The sequence below is a fragment of the Consotaella aegiceratis genome, from assembly GCF_036541425.1.
GTDB classification, from domain to species: domain Bacteria; phylum Pseudomonadota; class Alphaproteobacteria; order Rhizobiales; family Rhizobiaceae; genus Consotaella; species Consotaella aegiceratis.
In genome coordinates, this window is the sequence record NZ_JAZHFT010000043.1 from 18,740 (window position 1) to 37,073 (window position 18,334).

Below are 18,334 nucleotides of genomic sequence, written 5' to 3' on the forward strand. Positions count from 1 at the left end.
CGACGCCGGCGAGCTCAGCCGCGCCCGAGTGCAACGGCCTCTGCCGCCAATCGCGAATAGTTTCGATCCGCCAAGGGATGAAGGCGCGCGATCCGGGCCGGCGTAAACCATCCGATCGTGGCATGTTCGGCACTGGCATTGGTGGGCTCTCCGCCGGACCAAGCCAACACGGCGAAGACGCCGCACACCACTTTGACATCCCGTTCGGGATGCTGGATCGCAAGACCTTCGAGGAACCGGCATTCGGTGGGCGCGACGCCGAGCTCTTCCTCGATTTCCCGCCGCATGGCGTCGATTGGCGTTAGACCTCCCGCGACCCTCGTGACGGCGGCGGCAAGCTTGGCCTGATCCCGATCGTCCATGAGGCTGGCTCCACCTGCCGAGCGCGCCGTCGGTGCTCGCGGCAGCGTCTTAAAAAGGGTTCTACCGATCCTGGCGGACACCGCCCTGATCTTCGACGGTCGCCAGATAGTCCTGCGATCGCATTTCGAACAGCCGGGACGCGGTCCGGTCGAATTCGAAGACCTCGGCTCCGGAATGACCCTTGTAGAGCGACTCGGCTTCCGCTTCGGCCGAAATCACCACACGGCGCCCGGCATCGTAAAGCGTGTCGATCAGGATGATGAAGCGCTTGGCCTCGTTGCGTTCGGCCTGCGTCATCACCGGCACGCCGTCGATCATCACGGTATGGAACCGGGCGGCGATCGCCAGATAGTCCTCGGCGCCGAGCGGCCGTTGCAACAGTTCGCTGAAGCCGAAGCGAGCCGCCCCGTTGCCCGCTCGCGGCACCGCGACCACCCGTCCCTTCACCGATAGCGAAGCGGGCGCCTCCTTCTCCCCGTCGAGGAGCTTCGACCAGCTGGCGTCCATATGGTTTTCGGCCTCGGCGCCGAGCGGTGTCACGTAATAGTCGCTGCTGGCCAGGCCCATCAGCCGGTAATCCGTCGCCGCCTGCAGATGATAGATGTCGGCATGGTCCTTCAGCGCAGCGACGAAGGGCAGAAACAGCGGCCGGTTGAGACCGTTCGGATAAAGATCGTCGGGCGCCACGTTCGACGTCGCCACCAGCACGACGCCTCGGGCGAACAGGGCCGAAAACAGCCGCGACAGGATCATCGCGTCGGCAATGTCGTTGACCGCGAACTCGTCGAAGCACAACAGGTGCGCTTCGCTTGCGATCCCCTCCGAAACCGGACCGATCGGATCGTTGCTCTTCGCCTCGCCGGCCTTCACCAGCGCCCGGTGCGCCCGGATCCGCTCATGCGTTTCGGCCATGAAGGCGTGGAAATGCACCCGTCGCTTGGCGCCGACCGAACTGGAGCGGAAGAACATGTCCATCAACATGGTCTTGCCGCGTCCGACCGCGCCGTGGATGTAGATCCCCTTGACCACGGCCGGCGGCTGGCGGCGGCCGAACAGCCATCCCAGCGCGCTTTTCTTGGACGACGAGGTTCGCGACGCCAGCTCGGCGTCCAGGCGATCGAGACGCTCGGCCAGCGCCCGCTGTGCCGGATCCGCCTCGATCTCGCCGGCAACGACCATCCGGTGCAGCGCGTCCGCGACCGGGCCGCGCTGCCGCGAAGCCGTCGGATCAGGCTCCGTCATCGATCACCGCGTGCGGCGATCACCGGTAGAGGCTGACCGACTGACCGGACGAAGTCTGGCCGGAGAACCGGTTGCCGCCGGACGAGGAGAGCTGGGCCACGGTGCCGCCGCTGGAATCCTTCAGCACGACCTGGCTGCCCGACACGTCCCAGGCGGAGACGTCGGCAATCTGGCCCGGACAGCCGCGCGAGGCCGCGCGATAGCCGCCGGTCCATTGGGTCAGCGCCATGAAGATCTGGCAATCACCGCCGCCCGAAGACACCTTCCAGGCGCCGACCATGCTCTCACGCGTCACGTCCGGGCCAGCCGATGCGGTCTGCGTCGGTTGCGACGCTCCCGGCGGCGGAGTGCCGTCCATGCCGGCACCGGGCGCAGCATCGGTCATGGTGTCGTTCTGCATGGTGTCGGGCGTGGCGGGGGCCGGAGGCGGCGGGGGCGGCAGCGTCTGCGACGTGACGGGGGCGGACGGCGCCGGAGGCAGCGGCGCCACGCTGCTGCCGCTCATGGTGGGCATGGAGCGCGTGCAGCCGGCAATCGCCAACAGCGCAGCCAGCGCGACGCTCGTTCGAATGGTGCGTGTCATGATCGTTCCCTGGAATCGCGGCGCCGTTAACACTGAACGACCGCCTCCCCTTGAGCCAGACGACCCGTTCGCCCAAACACGATGGTCTCAAATCGCCATTCGTCAAGGCAAAGGGCCGGTCGAGGACAATTTGTCCCCCAGCAATTTCCGATCGTTCGACCCGATCGGCCGGCCGCCGTCAAGCCCGCCGGTTGCCGGACGGATGCATCAGCCGCCGCATCTGCACCATCGCCATCGGGTGCTTCAGGCTTTCCGCATCGGTCTCCAGCGTCAGTTCGTCGGCGCCGCGCTTGATGGTGCGCGCCAGGATCTCGAAGACGGTGGCCGTCGTAGTCTGCAGCGCTTTCTCGGGTGTGGCCCCGTCGAGCAGACGCGCCAGGTAGACGGCGGCGGTCAAGTCGCCGAGGCCGTTCGGCACGTTGTCGATGCTGCGGTGCTCCACCAGCACGGCGTCGCGGCTGCCGACGAGCAGGTTGCCGATGCCGCCGCGCAGTAACGGAAAGGCCGAGGTGACGATCACGCTTTCCGGACCGAGCGCCACGGCCGCATCGATCAGATGCGTGTTGTCGGAAAATTCGAGCCCGGTCAGGAATTCCAGCTCGAAGCGGTTGGGCGTGGCGATGTCGGCGAGCGGCAGCAGCCGGTCGCGCAGTCCGGATAGCATCGCCTCCGGCTGATAGAGCCGGCGGCTGTCGCCGAGGATCGGATCGCAGATGTAGAGCGCATCCGGATTGGTCCGCTTCACGGCTTCGATCAGCCGGGCCGCCGGTTCGACCTGCGCGGCGGAGCCGAAATAGCCGGTGATCACCGCGCCGACCTCGCCGAGCCAGAGCGAGCGGATGAGGTCGTCGACGACGGCGCCGAAGTCTTCCGCACTCGGCACGATGCGGGTGGCCGGGCCATGGCCGGGATGCCAGGGCAGCACCACGGTGGGCAGCGACCAGACTGGAAATCCGAGCGTCTCGAGGGCAAACACGACGGCGCGGTTGCCCACGGCGCCGCGCGCCACATGGCTGGAGATCGCGATGATCGCGGGCTTGTCCTGTCGGGCTGTCAAAGGCATACCGGTGTCGCGGGCGTGAAGGCTCTATCGGATGTGGCTGTGAGCGAGTTGCACGAACAGCAGCACCGCCAATAGCACGAAAGCGGCGAGACCCAATATCCTGCCGATGCGCGTTCCCGTCACTTCGAGACGGTCCGCCTGATCGACGTCGGCTGCCATGAAATGCCTGCGCATGCCCGACCACATGCCCTGCGCGCCGGCGCCGACCTGCGGCTCCGTTTCCTGACGCACGCGCTCCAGGATCGCCTGCGCCTCGCGCCGGCGCTTCTCTTCGTCGTCATAGCGGCTCATGGCCTATCTCTGGCCGAAAGCGGCATCGAGAGCAACAGACGAAACTGTAGAGCGGTCACCGCGATGCGCGGCCGGACGGCGGGTGCGCCGAGCGGCGTCATCCGCCTTGGCCGACCGAGCGGGCCAGTGCGGCGGATCCGGCTCAGGCGAAGGCGCCGAGCGCCATCTTGGAGCGCGGGCAGCCGAGGAAGGCTGGGTCCAGCTCGACGGCTCCCTTCAGCCATGGCCGCACCGCCGCCTGATCGATCTCGAGCACGCCGCCCGGCAATAGCTGGCCGATGTGGTTTTCGGGATCGTCGAGGCCCACCGTGCATTTCACGATGCGCCCGTCGCGCCGGATGACGAAGGCGTTGGGCCGGCCGGCATAGCAGATATAGCAGGAGTTCGACGGCAGCACGTCTGCCATGGTGCCACGCAGCCGCTCCATGAGCTGCGCCTTGACCGCTTCGGCTTCGCGGTAGCGATAGACATTCAATGTGTGGTCGTTGTCACCGCCGAGCTTCTCGATCGTCTTGAAGAAGATCTTGAAGCGCGGATCGCCCCCGAAGGCATCGCGCAGATCGTCGACGAAACCGAAGACGTGCTCGATGTTGTCCTTCGAATAGTGAACCCGAACGTTGATGTTGACGTCGAGATCGGAGCCTCGGATCGCCAGGAGATTGCCCCAGATCCGCTTGAAGGTGTCGCCGCCGTTGCGGCGCGGCCGCGTCGTATCGTGGTAGTCGGCCTTGCCGTCGATCGAAACCTGGAACGATGTCACGCCTGCGGCGCAAAGGCGCTCGGCCAGCGGCAGATCGAGCAGATAGCCGTTGGTCGACATGCCGGAAAACAGCTCGAATCCGTTGCCCTGCCGCGACAGGTCCCGCGCGTGACGGGTGACGTCGATGACGACATCCTTGGCCAACAGCGGCTCGCCGCCGAACCAGCCCAGCCTGAGATAGCGCAGGCTGGGCGCGCGCCTTTCCATCAGCGTCTTCAGGCTGTCCACCAGGTCCGGCTTCATGATGCCGTCGGTGAACTTTTCGTAGCAGTAGGTGCAGCGGAAATTGCACTGCTCGATCGGCAGGATGGTCAGGTCCAGAATGGCGTGGCTGAACAGCACTTCATGACTCAGGGGATCGAACATCGGTCACGTCCTCATTCATAGCGGGCCCGAGCGAAGCCGCCCGACGGGTCGCAACCGCCAAACTGCGCCGAGGGCGGCCGTTGCGGCGTTCACGGCCGCCCCCGGGATCGCGGGCTGCGCAGGTCCCCGCGGGTCGTTGCTACTTACAGCTGCAGTTGTCGAAGATTCCCGTCTCCGGTCCCGCCAGACGGATGCCGGGGGAGCCGATCGACAGGCTGATGTCGGCCTTCGGCAGAACGCGGGACAACTCGACTGCACGCATCGCCTCGGTCTTCCCGCAGCTGCAATTGTCGAAAATGCCCGCCTCCTGGGGGCTGACGGACTTTGCATGCTGGATCAGGGCTTTGGCGATTTCCGGGTTGTTGATCATGACCCGCCCATCCTCACTGATGGTAAGGTCGGACGTGCTAAACGACACCATTTTGCCGGCCATAGGAGCCTCCTTCCTCTAGGGCAACGGCAATATTGATACCATAAAATTTACAATCATCGGTAGAAAAATATTAACGGAACAATTTATCGGATACGTCGCATCGATGCAGAGGCGACCTGGCGAAGTCGCCGCGACCGCGCAGCCGCCTCCGATCTCGCGGGAGCCAAAGCGACGTGCACCCGCATCACACGCCATCGAGACCGGGTATCGCCGGGACGGCGCGTGTCGATCATCGAAGAGCGCTCCCCTTTAACCGGCGGGCGGGCGCGATAAATCCCTCTCGCCGACCCGGCTGGTGAAAGCGAGTAACCCGATGACGACGACTGACCAGAGCATGGCGATGCGCCGCCCGAGCATGAAGGCAGCGACACTGGCGGTGATCGCCCTGCTGCTGCCGCTGCTTTCGGGATGCGGCATCAACACGATTCCGACGCTGGAGGAGCAGGCCAAGGCCGCCTGGAGCGAGGTTCAGAACCAGTATCAGCGCCGCGCCGACCTGATTCCCAATCTGGTGGAGACCGTCAAAGGCTACGCGCAGCAGGAAAAGGAGGTGCTGACGGCGGTTGTCGAAGCGCGCGCCAAGGCAACGCAGACGACGATTTCGGCCGATCAGCTTTCCGACCCGGCCGCCGTACAGCGCTTCCAGGATGCGCAGAACCAGCTCTCCGGCGCGCTGTCGCGGCTGCTCGTCACGGTGGAACGCTACCCCGATCTGAAATCGAACCAGAACTTCCTGGCGCTGCAAAGCCAGCTCGAGGGCACCGAAAACAGGATCGCGGTGGCGCGTCGCGACTATATCGAGACGGTGCGCCAATATAACACCGAGCTCCGGACCATCCCGGGGCGCTGGATCGCCGCCGTCTTCTATCCGGATGCCGAGCCGATGGCGACGTTCGAGGCGACGCAGGGCTCGGAGACGCCGCCGAAGGTCGACTTCGGCGGCTGAGATGGCAGCCGTGAAAGCAACCCCGTCCGTGACCGCGAACGCCCGGCGGCCGTGGTTGGGAGCAATGGCGACGGTCTGGGCGAGTCTCCTCGCCCTCGTTCTCTGCCTGGCCCCTGCCACGGCGCAGACCTTTCCGGATCTGACCGGGCGCGTGGTCGACACCGCCGATTTGATCGACCCAGCGACCGAGGCATCGATCACCGAAAAACTGGCTGCGTTCGAGCAGCGCTCCTCGGACCAGATCGCGGTCGCCACCGTACCCGATCTCCAGGGTACCGAGATCGAGGACTATGCCAACCGGCTGGCGCGTCAATGGGCCCTCGGACGCGAAGGCGAGGACAACGGCGTGCTGCTTCTCGTCGCGCGTGACGAGCGCAAGGTGCGCATCGAAGTGGGATACGGCCTGGAAGGCACGCTCACGGATGCCCTGTCCCGCGTCATCATCGAGAACGACATCCTGCCGGCTTTTCGCAAGGGCGACTATTCGGCCGGCGTCGCAGCGGGGGTCGACGGCATCCTGACGGTGCTGTCGGGCGACGCGGCGGAGCTCGAGGCCCGTGCCAAGCGCAACGAGGGCTGGCAGCGATCGTCCGGCGAGGACATATCCAACCTCGTTTTCTTCGGGTTCGTGTTTCTGTTCATGGCCGGCCCCGTCATCTTCGCCTCGCTCGCCCGTCTGTTCGGACGTCGGGTCGGGCCGGGGCGGTATCGCTGGCTGGGCATGACCACAGGATCCAATCGGCGCCGGCGGGGCCGCGGCGTGCCGGTTATTTTTCCGGGCGGCTTCGGCGGCGGTCGTGGCGGCGGCGGTTTCGGCGGCGGCTTTTCGGGCGGCGGCGGATCGTTTGGTGGCGGAGGAGCATCGGGCGGATGGTGACCAGGCTGAAATTCGCGCCCGAGGACCACGAGCGCATCGCGGCGGCTATCCGGCAGGCGGAGGCGGGCACGAGCGGCGAGATCTTTGCCGTCTTCGCTCATTCGAGCGACGGCTATCGCTTCGTCTCGGGCTTCTTTGCGACGATCCTGTCGTTGGCGGTGGGCCTCGTCCTGACCGCTGTTCTCGCCTTCTGGGATAACGGGCTGTCGCCGCTCGCCGTCGAATTCGCCCAGATTGTGGGGGCGGCTCTTCTCATTCTGGGCGTCTGGCTGTCGCCCGATCTGAGGATGCTGTTCGTGCCCGCGGCGGTCGGCCGGCAGCGCGCGCATCGCTTGGCGCTCGCCCAGTTTCTCGCCCACAACATCCACGGCACCGAAGGCCGCACCGGCGTGCTACTGTTCGTCTCCGAAGCGGAACGTTATGCCGAGGTGGTCGCCGATACGGGGATCAGCGGGAAGGTCGCGCAGGAGGAATGGGACGGGATCGTCAACGCGCTGATCGATGCCGCGCGCGAGGATCGCCTGGCCGAAGGCTTTGCCGAGGCGGCCGAGATGGCCGGGCTGCTGCTTACCCAGCATTTTCCCGCCGACGACAAGAATCCCAACGAGATTCCCGACCGGCTGGTCGAGATCTAGTCGGGTCCTGGAAGGCCTAAGCGCAGAAGGCGAAGGCTGTTCGCCGGGCTTTCGGCTGCCCGGCCGCGTCGTCGGCGATGCGGTTCGACACGGTCCGGCGCGCATCGGCCGGCGGCGTGGGGTCGCTCCAAACGGGCATCGGCAGATCGGCCATGGCCGTCGGATGCATCGCCTGGACGGCAGGATGCGACAGCGGATCGAGCCGCCAACGGTCTTCGTCGCTTGGCTCGGCGACTTCCGTCAAAGTTTGCCACAGCCGTCTTAGTGCAAATTCAAAATGTCTCTGCATGTTCGTCTCCTTATCGAGACGATAGAAAATCTCGCGAGAGCGCATGATAAACAATGGATTTTGTCTGATCTTCCCTATAGAAAAACTATATGGATTGGCTCAATCGGGTGCATCTGAACGCCTTGCGTGCCGCCGACGCGGCCGGGCGCTGTGGCTCGCTCAAGGCCGCCGCGCTCGAGATGGGCGTCACGCCCGGCGCCATTAGCCAACACATCCTCAAGCTCGAGGCCCAACTCGGCCACAAGCTGTTCGAACGCACGTCGAGGGGCCTGGCGCCGACGGCCTTCGGCACGCTCGTCCTGCCGCAGCTGGCTGCCGGCTTCGCGCAGCTCGAACGGGCGCTGGTCTCGGCTCAAAATCATGCCGCCTCGACTCTCACCCTGTCGGTCGCTCCCGTCTTCGCCGCCAAATGGCTGGTTCCGCGCCTGGGACGCTTTTCACGGCTCCATCCGGAGATCCGCGTGCGGCTGGAGGCGACGATCGGGCTGGTCAATCCCGACGCCTCCGACATCGATCTCGCCGTTCGGGTCGGCGACGGCAACTACCCGGGCGTCGACAAACAGCTGCTGCTTGCCCAGGAAGTGTTTCCGGTCTGCTCGCCCGAGCTTGCCGCACGGCTGCGCCAGCCGCGCGACATTCTCGCGGTGCCGATCCTGCGCGACAGCAATTCGGTTCTGCGCTGGAGCCTCTGGCTCGATCGGTTCGGTATCGACGAGCGGGAACTCGGCGACGGCTATACATTCACCGATGCCGCGCTCTGCCTGGACGCGGCCATCGGCGGCCAGGGCGTGATGCTGGCCTGGCAGTTTCTCGCCCACGATGCGCTGGCCGAAGGCCGGCTGGTCGCTCCCTTCCCCGAACGCGCCACGACCGGCCTCGGCTATTGGCTGATCACCTCGGCTGCGCGTCGGTCCTCGCCGCAGATCCTTGCCTTCGTCGACTGGATCAAGACAGAGGTCACGGCGGCGGACTGCCTGTAAGGCCGACCGGCAGCCGACCCGAATGCAGGGACCGACGACCTCCGCGCGCACCGCGTGCGATGCATTCGATCTTTCCCGTTCACCGAGAAATAGCCACGCTGCGCAATTCCCTTCCAAGGTTTGCCGCCTAGGATAGCTCCCAAGCCGTCAATGCCGCGGATGCATAGGCAGGAACAGAGGGAGGTCGGAGTGATCACGGAGCAGAGCGCTGCCAAAGCCGCTATTCTGGAAGGTGTACAGGCGCGCATCGGCAGCGCCGAGCCTCAACACAGCCTTGCGCCCCTGCTGTTCGAGCGGCCGCCGGCCGACGATCTGAAGGCCGTCGACGAAGAGGCCCTCGCCGCCGCCGTGGATTGCGCGATCGCGGCTCTCAAGGCCCATCGGGCCGGCGAGCCCGTGGTCGCCCTCGTGACGCCGGGCGTATCCACCTCCAGCGGACAGCCGCTCCAGCTGATCACCGTCGTCAACGACGACATGTCCTTCCTGTTCGATTCGGTCACCTCCGAGATCGCCGAGGTCGCCACCTCGATCCACTACATCTCGCATCCGATCCTCGACGTGGAGAGGGACGCCAGCGGGGTGATCACCAGCTTCTCCACCTCGCGCGCCTCCGACGGGCTGGAGGAGCCGCGCGGACGGGTGAGCCTCATCCAGGTCGCCGTGGAGCCGCTCAGCCCCAAGGCGATCAATACGCTTACCGATCGGCTCTACGACATCCTCAGCCAGGTCACCGTCGTCAACGAGGACTTTCAGCCGATGCGCGACCGCGTCGCGCGTGCGGTCGACGATCTGCGCGCCTACCGGCATACGCTCACCGATCCGAAGGCGCGGACATCGGTAGAGGAATCGGCCGAATTTCTCGAATGGCTGCACAAGGACGCCTTCATCTTCCTCGGCTGCCGGGAATACGATTATGTCGGCGCCGAAAGCGAGGAAGTGCTGCAGCGCCGCGACGAAGAGGGGCTCGGCATCCTGCGCGATCCCGGCGTTCGCATCCTGCGCCGCGACGAGGAAGCCATCAGCCAGACGACACCGGAAATCCGGGCATTTCTCGAAGCGCCCAATCCGCTGATCGTAACCAAGGCCAACACCCGTTCCCTGGTGCACCGGCGCACGCAGCTCGACTATATCGGCGTCAAGCGCTTCACCTCGGACGGCCGCTTTGCCGGCGAACTTCGTATCGTCGGCCTGTTCGCCTCTTCGGCCTATACGCAATCGATTCTCGCCATTCCCTATCTGCGCCTGAAGGGCAAGACGGTAATCGAGCGGTTCGGGCTGCGCAGCCGATCGCATTCCGGCAAGGCCTTGCTCAACGCGCTGGAATCCTATCCGCGCGACGAGATGTTCCAGATCGACATCGACCTTCTGGAACAGCACGCCCGCGTCATCCTGGAACTGGGCGAGCGGCCGCGTGTGCGGGTGCTGGCGCGAGTCGATCGGTTCGACCGCTTCGTCTCGATCATCGTCTACGTGCCGCGCGAACGATACGACACCCGGCTGCGCGAACGCACCGGGCTACTGCTGGCCGAAGCGTTCGACGGCCACGTCGGCTCCTACACGCCGGCCTTTCCCGGCGAGGTGCTGGCGCGCGTCCACTTCATCATCACGCGCCAGCGCGGCGCGACACCGGCCGTGGATCTCGGCTGGCTCGAAACACGGATCTCCGACATCGCGCGCAACTGGATCGACGACTTCCGCCGCTGCCTCGTCGAGGCGAACGAACTGCACCGTCTCGAGCCCTACGGTCCCGGCCTGCCCGACAGCTATCGCGAACTGACCGATCCGGCCGAGGCGGTGACCGACGTCGCGGTGATCGCGGGACTGACGCCCGAGGCGCCGCTGTCGGTCGACTTCTATCGCCGCCCCGACGACACCGAGACCTTCCTGCGTCTCAAGCTCTATCACCTCGGCAATACGCTGGCGCTGTCGGCCCGCGTGCCGATTCTGGAACAGATGGGCTTTCAGGTTCTCTACGAGCGCACCCATCGCATCACGCTTCCCGACGGCTCGCCGGTTCATCTGCACCACATGGACCTGTCGACCGAAAAGCCGGCGACGGTGGCGCGCGGTGTCGGCACGATGGAAGAGACGTTCTCCGCGGTCTGGGACGGACGCATCGAGAACGACGGCTTCAACGCGCTGGTGATGAAGGCCAAGCTCACCTATCGACAGGCCAACGTTCTGCGTGCCTATTGCCGCTATCTGCGGCAGACCGACCTGCCCTATTCGCCCAACTACATGGCCGCCGTGCTGGCGCGCTATCCGGAGGTCTCGCATCTTCTCTGGGAGCTGTTCGACAAATCGTTCGACCCGGCCAAGGCGACGCTGGACCATTGCAAGGATCTGGACGGGTCGGCGATCGATCCCGACAAGTTCCAGCGCGAGGAGGCCGAGCAGCGCGGCCTGTCCGATCTCTACGGCCAACTCGTCGCCAAGCTGGAACAGGTGGAAAGCCTGGACGACGACCGCATCCTGCGCCGCGTGCTGAGCGCCATGCTGGCTACCCTGCGGACCAACTATTATGCCGCGCCGGAGATTTCGGCCGAGCCCGGCTCGACGCCGGACCAGGTCACTCCGGCCCTGGCGTTCAAGTTCGATCCCCACCATCTCGGCGGTCTTCCGGCGCCGGTTCCGCATCGCGAGATCTTCGTGTTCGACGCGCGCGTCGAGGGCGTGCACCTGCGCTTCGGGCTGGTGGCGCGCGGCGGGCTGCGCTGGTCCGACCGGGCGCAGGACTATCGCACCGAAGTGCTGGGTCTGGTGAAGGCGCAGCAGGTCAAGAATGCGGTCATCGTGCCGGTGGGCGCCAAGGGGGGCTTCTATCCCAAACGCCTGCCCGACGTGTCCGACCGACAGGCCTGGTTCGAGGCCGGCCGGTCGGCCTATGTCGTGTTCATCGCCTCGCTGCTGTCGGTTACCGACAACATCGTCGGCGACGACGTCGTGACGCCCGCCGGCGTGATGCGCCTCGACGGCGACGATCCCTATTTCGTGGTGGCGGCCGACAAGGGAACGGCCACCTTCTCGGACACGGCCAACGCCATCGCGCAGGCTCACGGCTTCTGGCTCGACGATGCCTTCGCCTCGGGCGGCTCGGCCGGATACGATCACAAGGCCATGGGCATCACCGCGCGCGGCGCCTGGGAGGCGGTCAAGCGGCACTTCCGCGACATGGGCCGGAACATCCAGACCGAGCCGTTCACCGTGGTTGGCTGCGGCGACATGTCGGGCGACGTCTTCGGCAACGGCATGATGCTGTCGCCGGAAACCCGCCTTGTGGCCGCCTTCGACCACCGCGACATCTTCATCGACCCCGATCCGGATCCGGCCGTTTCCATGGAAGAGCGCCAGCGCCTTTTCGCCATGCCGCGGTCGAGCTGGGCGGACTATGCCAAGGACAAGCTTTCCAAGGGCGGCGGTGTCTGGTCGCGGCGGGAGAAGCACATCACCCTGACGCCCGAGGCGGCCGCGGCGATCGGCTGGGACCGGCACTCGGGCACGCCGGCGGAGATCATCTCGGCCATTCTCCGGGCGCCCGTCGACCTTCTGTGGTTCGGCGGCATCGGCACCTATGTGCGTGCCTCCAACGAGATCAACAGCGACGTCGGCGACCGCGCCAATGACGGCGTGCGCGTTACCGCGACGGACGTGCGCGCCGCCGTGATCGGGGAAGGCGCCAATCTGGGCGTCACCCAGAGGGGGCGCATCGAATTCGCCCGGCATGGCGGCCGGATCAACTCCGATGCCATCGACAACTCGGCCGGGGTCAACACCTCCGACGTCGAGGTCAACATCAAGATCGCGCTGAAGAGCGCCATGGCGGCGGGCCGGCTCGACCGGGAAGCGCGCGACCGGCTGCTTGCGAGCATGACCGACGAGGTGGCCGACCTCGTCCTGCGCAACAACTACGATCAGACGCTGGCCATCTCGCTGGAAGCGCGCGACGGAGCCAAGGCCCTGCCGTTGCAAAGCCGGTTCATGAGCGTCCTGTCCGATCGTGGCATTCTGGACCGAGACATGGAGGCGCTGCCGAACGACAATGCGCTGGCCGATCTCAGAGCCGCGGGAGAGGGGCTGACCCGGCCGGAAATCGGCGTTCTCCTCGCCTATGCCAAGCTGACGCTGTTCGATCAGCTGGTGGCCGACGGCCTGCCGCTGGAGCCCTATTTCGGGGATCGGCTGCACGGCTATTTTCCCTCGCCGATGCGCGACACCTATGCCGAGGAGATCGATGGTCACCGGCTCTCCAAGGAGATCGTGGCCACGGTTCTCGCCAACCAGGCGATCAATCGCCTCGGTCCGACCTTCGTCGTCGGCATGGAGGATTCGACCGGCGCCTCCCCCGCCGACGCGGTCCGCGCCTTCATCGCGGCCAAGGACGGGCTTTTCGTCCGCGAGCTCTACGACCACATCGATTCGCTGGACGGCGTGATCCATGGCGACATTCAAAACGCGCTCTACGCTGAAGTGCGCGCGTTCCTGCATTCGGTCACGCGCTGGTTCGTCCAGAACAGCCATCGCGGCGACGGGTTGTCGCTGGAGGTGGAGCGCACGCGGGAGACGTTTCTGAAGCTCAAGCAGCGCCTCAACAGCCTCGTCAGCGTCGAGGCGCGCGAGGCCGTGGAACAGCGGCTGCAGCACTGGCTTCTGGTCGGCGTGCCGGAGAGCTGTGCCAACGAGATCGCCCTTCTGCCTCTGATCGCTCTCATTCCCGATCTCGGTGCGATTTCACGTGAAACGTCGACTCCGCTCGATCGCACGGTGCGGGCCTATTTCGAACTGACGCAAATCTTCGAGATCGGCCGGATGGAAGCCGCGCTCTGGTCGCTGAGCCCGACCGACTATTTCGAGAAGCTGGCGCTGGAACGAGCCGGCACCCAGATCGCCCGGGCCCGCAAGGTGCTGACCACGGCGGCGCTGCGACGCGGCGCCGGAGACCCCTATCCGGTCGCCACCTGGCTGTCCGAACGGGCCGAGCCGGTCAATCGCATCTCGCGCCAGATCGCCTCCCTCGTCGCGGGCGACATCTCGGTGGCGCGCCTGACGGTGGCCGCCGGCCTGCTGTCCGACCTGGCCGGTTGAGGGCGACAAAGATGGGTCGTTTGCCGGAGGCGTCGTCGGGAAGGGGGTCGGCTTGGGGAGGGCGCACGGTCTCCCCTCCGACGTCCAAGCCGGCCGCCGACGGCCTGTGCCCGCCAACACCGGCCGGCCGTTCGAAAAGGCGGTCACGGGTTTGAAGCCGGACGCTCCACCCTTCGAGCGGCCGCTACGCCAGCCGGCCGTTTGGGGCTGGATGGGCTTCGACTTCGCCGCCCAGCCCTTCTTCACCGCCGTGATCACCTTCGTGTTCGGGCCGTATTTCGTGTCGCGGCTCGCCGCCGATCCGGCCATGGGCCAGGCCTGGTGGGGCGCGACCGCGACCGTGTCCGCCATCGGCGTCGCGCTGTTCTCGCCGGTGCTTGGCGCGATCGCCGACGAGACCGGCCCGCGCAAGCCGTGGATCGCCGTCTTTGCCGCGATCAAGGTCGCGGCGCTCTTGATGCTCTGGCGCGCCGCTCCCGGCAGCAGCCTGCCGATGGCTGCCGCCCTGATCGTTCTGGCCTCGATGGCGGCCGAGTTCTCGATCGTCTTCAACGATTCCATGCTGCCCCGCCTCGTTGCCCGCTCGGCGCTCGGCCGCGTCTCCAACCTCGCCTGGGGGCTCGGCTATGCCGGCGGCCTGGTGTTTCTCGCCGTCGTGCTGGCGTTCGTCGCCGGCTCGCCGGATACGGGCCGCACGCTCGTCGGCCTCGATCCCGTCTTCGGTCTCGACCCGGCAGAGGGCGAGGGCGCCCGCGCCACGGCGCCGCTTGCCGCCGCCTGGTACGTCGTCTTCGTGCTGCCGATGTTCCTGCTGACGCCGGACCGCGCGCGCTCCAGGGGCATCGCCAGGGCCGCGCAAGCGGGCCTGCGCGACCTCGCGGCCACGGCGCACGAAGTGCGCGGGCGCAGCGCCCTTTTCCGGTTCCTGGTGGCGCGGATGATCTACCAGGACGGGGTCAACGGGTTGATCGTATTGGGCGGAGCGTTCGCCGCCGGCCTATTCGGATGGTCAGTAACGGAGACCGGCCTGTTCGGCATCCTTCTGACCGTCACCGCGATCGCCGGCTGTCTGGCGGCCAGCCTGCTCGATGCGCGGGTCGGCTCGCGTCGGGTCATCGGCGCCGCGATTCTCTGTCTGCTGCTGGCCGCCATCGGCATCGTGTCGACGGCGCCCGGCTCCACGCTGTTCGGTCTGGTCGAGTTTGCCCCCACCCAGGCGTCCGGCCTGTTCGCGAGCGGCGCCGAAAAGGCCTATATCGGTTACGGGCTGCTGGTCGGTCTTGCCTTCGGTCCGATCCAGGCCTCGTCGCGCTCCTGGCTCGCACAGTCGATCACGGCGGACGAAGCCGGCCGTTATTTCGGTTTCTATGCGCTCACCGGCCGGGCCACGGCCTTCCTCGCGCCCCTGTCGGTCTCGCTGCTCACTGCCTGGGCGAGCACCTGGGCCGATCCGCTGGTGGCCGCGCGGATCGGCATGTCGGCGCTCATCCTGTTCTTCATCGTGGGCTACGCATTGCTGCGCGCGACGCCGGAGCCGGATGAGCTCTCCGTCCCGAACGCCTGAGCCGAGCGGACCATCCGCCCCGAAGATCAGAAGCGGGTCATCGGCCTATAGCGGGCCGACCGCCCGTTGAATCGAGACGCGATCCGGCGAGTCCGAGCGCCAGCGTTACCGAGAGGCCTCCGGCCGCCAGGTCTTGATGAAGTCGACGAAGGCCCGCAGCGGTGCCGGCATATGGCGTCGGCTTGGGTAATAGAGCCGGGGGCCGGTGAACTCCTCACACCAGTCCTCCAGCACCGGCACGAGATCACCACGCTGCAGCGCCGGGGCGAGATATTCCTCGAAACTGACGATCACGCCCAGGCCGGCTACCGCGGCGGCGACTTCCAGCCTGGAGTTTCCCGCGGCGAGCGGTCCGGTCGGCGAAATCCGGACCACCTCGCCGTTCTTTTCGAATTCCCAGATGCTCACGGTCCCATGCACGAAGCGATGCCGAATGCAGGCATGATCGAGCAGATCGCGGGGATGCCGAGGACGGCCGTGGGCCTCGAAGTAAGCCGGCGAAGCCGCCACGACATAGCGCTGGTGGCGCGGCCCGAGTGGGACAGCGATCATGTCCTTTTCCAGGCGTTCGTCATAGCGCACGCCGGCATCGAAGCCGCCCTCCACCACGTCGATGAACGCGTCGCTGTTCACCACCTCGAGGCGTATGCCGGGATAGAGTTGGAGAAAGGCCGTGACGATCGGCGGCAGGATCATCTCCGCGACGATCGTCGGTACGTTGAGCCGCAGCGTGCCGGTGGGGCTGTCGCGAAAGGCGTTGACCTCGTCGAGCGCCGCCTCCACCTCGGTCAGTGCCGGCCTCAGCCGGTCCAGCAGCCGATGACCGGCTTCGGTCACGGTGACGGAGCGGGTGGTGCGGTTGAGCAGCCGGAGTTCGAGCCGCGCCTCGAGCCGACGGATGGTCTCGCTCAGCGTCGAAGGCGGAATCTCCAACTGTCGCGCCGCCTGCCGAAAGCTGCGGGCTTCGGCGACGGCCACGAACATCGAAAGATCATCCAGGCTGTAGGCTGCCATTATGCGGTTTTCCGAACAAGTTGTGCGGAGAGAACCGGATTTTCGCACGTCACGCAAGGGCCTATTCTGTCGCCATCACCAACAGCATCTTGTGAGGACATCACCATGGATATGCGAACGCTCGGAAGTGCAGGCCCCACCGTGTCCGCCCTCGGCCTTGGCTGTATGGGCATGTCCGGGATGTATGGCCCCTCGGATCGCGACGAGGCCATCGCCACCATCCACGCCGCGCTGGAGGCGGGCGTCACCCTTCTCGACACCGGTGATTTTTATGGCATGGGCCACAACGAACTGCTGATCGCCGAGGCGCTGAAAAGTTCGACCTCGCGAGACAAGGCGCTTCTGAGCGTCAAGTTCGGCGCACAGCGGGGACCGGATGGGAGCTGGCTCGGCTACGACGCCCGGCCGGAAGCGGTGAAGACCTGGCTCGCCTATTCGCTGCAGCGGCTCGGCGTCGATCACATCGACATCTACCGGCCGGCCCGCCTCGATCCCAACGTGCCGATCGAGGAGACCATCGGCGCCATCGCCGACATGGTGAAGGCCGGCTATGTCCGCCATATCGGCCTCTCCGAAGTCGGGCCCGAGACGATCCGGCGCGCGGCCGCAGTCCATCCGATCAGCGACCTGCAGATCGAATATTCGGTGATCACCCGCGGTATCGAGGACAAGATCCTGCCCGTCTGCCGCGAACTCGGCATCGGCGTGACGGCCTATGGCGTGCTCTCGCGCGGCTTGATCAGCGGCCATTGGCAGACGAATTCGGGCAGCGGTCAGGGCGACTTCCGTTCGATGAGCCCGCGCTTCCAGGACGGCAACATCGAGCGCAACCTCGCGCTGGTCGAAGCGCTGCGGCAGGTTGCGGAGGCCAAGGGTGCCACCGTGGCCCAGATCGCCATTGCCTGGGTCGCGGCACAGGGCGAGACCATCGTGCCGCTGGTCGGCGCGCGCCGCCGCAACCGGCTCGAAGAGGCGCTTGGTTCCCTCGGCGTGTCGCTCTCGGCCGACGACCTGGCGGCGATCGAGCAGGCCATACCGAAGGGCGCCGCGGCGGGCGACCGCTATCCGGCGGCACAAATGTCCTCCCTCGACAGCGAGCGGTAGGCGCCGGAGACGGTCTCAAAAGCAAGGCAGCCGGTGCGTCCGCTCCGGCTGCCTTGTGTCTTGCGATTGATCCCGCGGCTGCGGCCGACGGCTCAGTTCGCCATGCCGAAATAGCGCGGCAGGAACATCGTCAGCTCCGGGACGTAGGTGACGACGAGCAGGATCAGGAAGATGACGGCATAGAACGGCGCCAGGGCGGCGATGGCTTTTTCCACCTTCACCTTGCCGACGCTGGCGCCCACGAACAGCCCAGTGCCCACCGGCGGCGTGATCGTGCCGATCGCCAGGTTGAAGACCAGCACCACGCCGAAGTGAATCGGATCCATGCCGACGCTCTGGGCGATCGGCAGGAGGATCGGCGTGAAGATCAGGATCGCCGGACCGATGTCCATGAAGCAGCCGACCACCAGAAGCACCAGGTTGATGATCAGCAGAACCACGTATGGGTTCGACGAGACGCCGAGGATCAGATCGGTGACCGCCTTGGGAATGCCGGTGAAGGCCATGGCGAAGGAGAGCGCCGCCGAGCCGGCGAGAAGCAGCATGATCGCACCGGTCATCTCCGCCGTCTCCATGAGGAACTGCGGGAAACGCTTGAACGGCACGGTGCGATGCACCACGAAGGCGAGCAGCATGGTGTAGACCACGGCGATCGCCGAGGCCTCGATGGCGGTGAAGATGCCCATCACGATGCCGCCAATGATCAACACGATCAGGAACAGGCTGGGCAGCGCTTCGAGCG

General features: G+C 66.2%; 17 protein-coding genes. 7 read left to right on the plus strand and 10 right to left on the minus strand.

Annotation, left to right across the window (positions count from 1 at the left end; all coding sequences use genetic code 11):
* Window positions 1–14: 14 nt before the first annotated feature.
* From SMD10_RS20800 to SMD10_RS20830, 7 genes are all read right to left on the minus strand, one after another.
* A complete protein-coding gene (locus tag SMD10_RS20800) occupies window positions 15–362 on the minus strand; it encodes an NUDIX hydrolase (RefSeq protein ID WP_331687661.1) in 348 nt (115 codons plus the stop codon).
* A gap of 61 nt (window positions 363–423) precedes the next feature.
* Window positions 424–1,605 carry a cell division protein ZapE gene (zapE, locus tag SMD10_RS20805; RefSeq protein ID WP_432757288.1) on the minus strand — a complete coding sequence of 394 codons (1,182 nt, stop codon included), beginning with the start codon at window positions 1,603–1,605 and terminating at the stop codon, window positions 424–426.
* 19 nt (window positions 1,606–1,624) lie between these two features.
* Complete coding sequence (locus tag SMD10_RS20810; RefSeq protein WP_331687662.1) at window positions 1,625–2,188, minus strand: protease inhibitor Inh/omp19 family protein; 564 nt, start codon at window positions 2,186–2,188, stop codon at window positions 1,625–1,627.
* A gap of 178 nt (window positions 2,189–2,366) precedes the next feature.
* Window positions 2,367–3,251 carry a pyridoxal kinase PdxY gene (pdxY, locus tag SMD10_RS20815; protein WP_331687663.1) on the minus strand — a complete coding sequence of 295 codons (885 nt, stop codon included), beginning with the start codon at window positions 3,249–3,251 and terminating at the stop codon, window positions 2,367–2,369.
* 24 nt (window positions 3,252–3,275) lie between these two features.
* The gene (locus tag SMD10_RS20820) at window positions 3,276–3,542 is read right to left on the minus strand and encodes a hypothetical protein (RefSeq protein WP_331687664.1); all 267 of its coding nucleotides are present in this window, start codon (window positions 3,540–3,542) and stop codon (window positions 3,276–3,278) included.
* A gap of 142 nt (window positions 3,543–3,684) precedes the next feature.
* Window positions 3,685–4,668 carry a radical SAM protein gene (locus tag SMD10_RS20825; RefSeq protein WP_331687665.1) on the minus strand — a complete coding sequence of 328 codons (984 nt, stop codon included), beginning with the start codon at window positions 4,666–4,668 and terminating at the stop codon, window positions 3,685–3,687.
* A gap of 139 nt (window positions 4,669–4,807) precedes the next feature.
* The gene (locus SMD10_RS20830; RefSeq protein ID WP_331687666.1) at window positions 4,808–5,101 is read right to left on the minus strand and encodes a hypothetical protein; all 294 of its coding nucleotides are present in this window, start codon (window positions 5,099–5,101) and stop codon (window positions 4,808–4,810) included.
* Window positions 5,102–5,414: 313 nt separating this feature from the next.
* Here SMD10_RS20830 and SMD10_RS20835 point away from each other — a divergent pair, with 313 nt between their 5' ends.
* From SMD10_RS20835 to SMD10_RS20845, 3 genes are all read left to right on the plus strand, one after another.
* Window positions 5,415–6,047 (plus strand): LemA family protein, encoded by a 633-nt coding sequence (locus SMD10_RS20835; protein ID WP_331687667.1) that lies wholly within the window; start codon window positions 5,415–5,417, stop codon window positions 6,045–6,047.
* A 64-nt stretch (window positions 6,048–6,111) separates the two neighbouring features.
* On the plus strand, window positions 6,112–6,924 hold the full coding sequence (locus SMD10_RS20840; protein WP_331687676.1) for a TPM domain-containing protein: 813 nt from the start codon (window positions 6,112–6,114) through the stop codon (window positions 6,922–6,924).
* Window positions 6,918–7,559, plus strand: a complete 642-nt coding sequence (locus SMD10_RS20845) for a TPM domain-containing protein (protein WP_331687668.1) — start codon at window positions 6,918–6,920, stop codon at window positions 7,557–7,559. Before SMD10_RS20840 ends, SMD10_RS20845 begins: the two co-directional genes overlap by 7 nt.
* Window positions 7,560–7,575: 16 nt before the next feature.
* On the opposite strand, the gene SMD10_RS20850 is transcribed toward SMD10_RS20845, so the two are convergent.
* The gene (locus SMD10_RS20850) at window positions 7,576–7,848 is read right to left on the minus strand and encodes a hypothetical protein (protein WP_331687669.1); all 273 of its coding nucleotides are present in this window, start codon (window positions 7,846–7,848) and stop codon (window positions 7,576–7,578) included.
* Window positions 7,849–7,937: 89 nt separating this feature from the next.
* On the opposite strand from SMD10_RS20850, the gene SMD10_RS20855 reads away from it, so the two are divergent.
* The 3 genes from SMD10_RS20855 (at window position 7,938) to SMD10_RS20865 (ending at window position 15,474) form a co-directional block, all read left to right on the plus strand.
* Window positions 7,938–8,828, plus strand: coding sequence for a LysR substrate-binding domain-containing protein (locus tag SMD10_RS20855; RefSeq protein ID WP_331687670.1), 891 nt, complete (start codon window positions 7,938–7,940; stop codon window positions 8,826–8,828).
* A 189-nt stretch (window positions 8,829–9,017) separates the two neighbouring features.
* Window positions 9,018–13,910: an NAD-glutamate dehydrogenase gene (locus SMD10_RS20860; RefSeq protein ID WP_331687671.1), complete on the plus strand. Its 4,893-nt coding sequence runs from the start codon at window positions 9,018–9,020 to the stop codon at window positions 13,908–13,910.
* 211 nt (window positions 13,911–14,121) lie between these two features.
* Window positions 14,122–15,474 (plus strand): MFS transporter, encoded by a 1,353-nt coding sequence (locus SMD10_RS20865; protein WP_331687677.1) that lies wholly within the window; start codon window positions 14,122–14,124, stop codon window positions 15,472–15,474.
* Between the two features lie 105 nt (window positions 15,475–15,579).
* On the opposite strand, the gene SMD10_RS20870 is transcribed toward SMD10_RS20865, so the two are convergent.
* Window positions 15,580–16,488 carry a LysR substrate-binding domain-containing protein gene (locus tag SMD10_RS20870; RefSeq protein WP_331687672.1) on the minus strand — a complete coding sequence of 303 codons (909 nt, stop codon included), beginning with the start codon at window positions 16,486–16,488 and terminating at the stop codon, window positions 15,580–15,582.
* A gap of 105 nt (window positions 16,489–16,593) precedes the next feature.
* Between SMD10_RS20870 and SMD10_RS20875 the strand changes: the two genes are divergently transcribed.
* Entirely contained in the window at window positions 16,594–17,592 is a 999-nt protein-coding gene (locus SMD10_RS20875) for an aldo/keto reductase (RefSeq protein WP_331687673.1), read from the plus strand.
* A 92-nt stretch (window positions 17,593–17,684) separates the two neighbouring features.
* Here SMD10_RS20875 and SMD10_RS20880 read toward each other — a convergent pair.
* Window positions 17,685–18,334 (minus strand): TRAP transporter large permease (locus tag SMD10_RS20880; protein ID WP_331687674.1); only part of this gene is annotated, 650 nt, incomplete at its 5' end.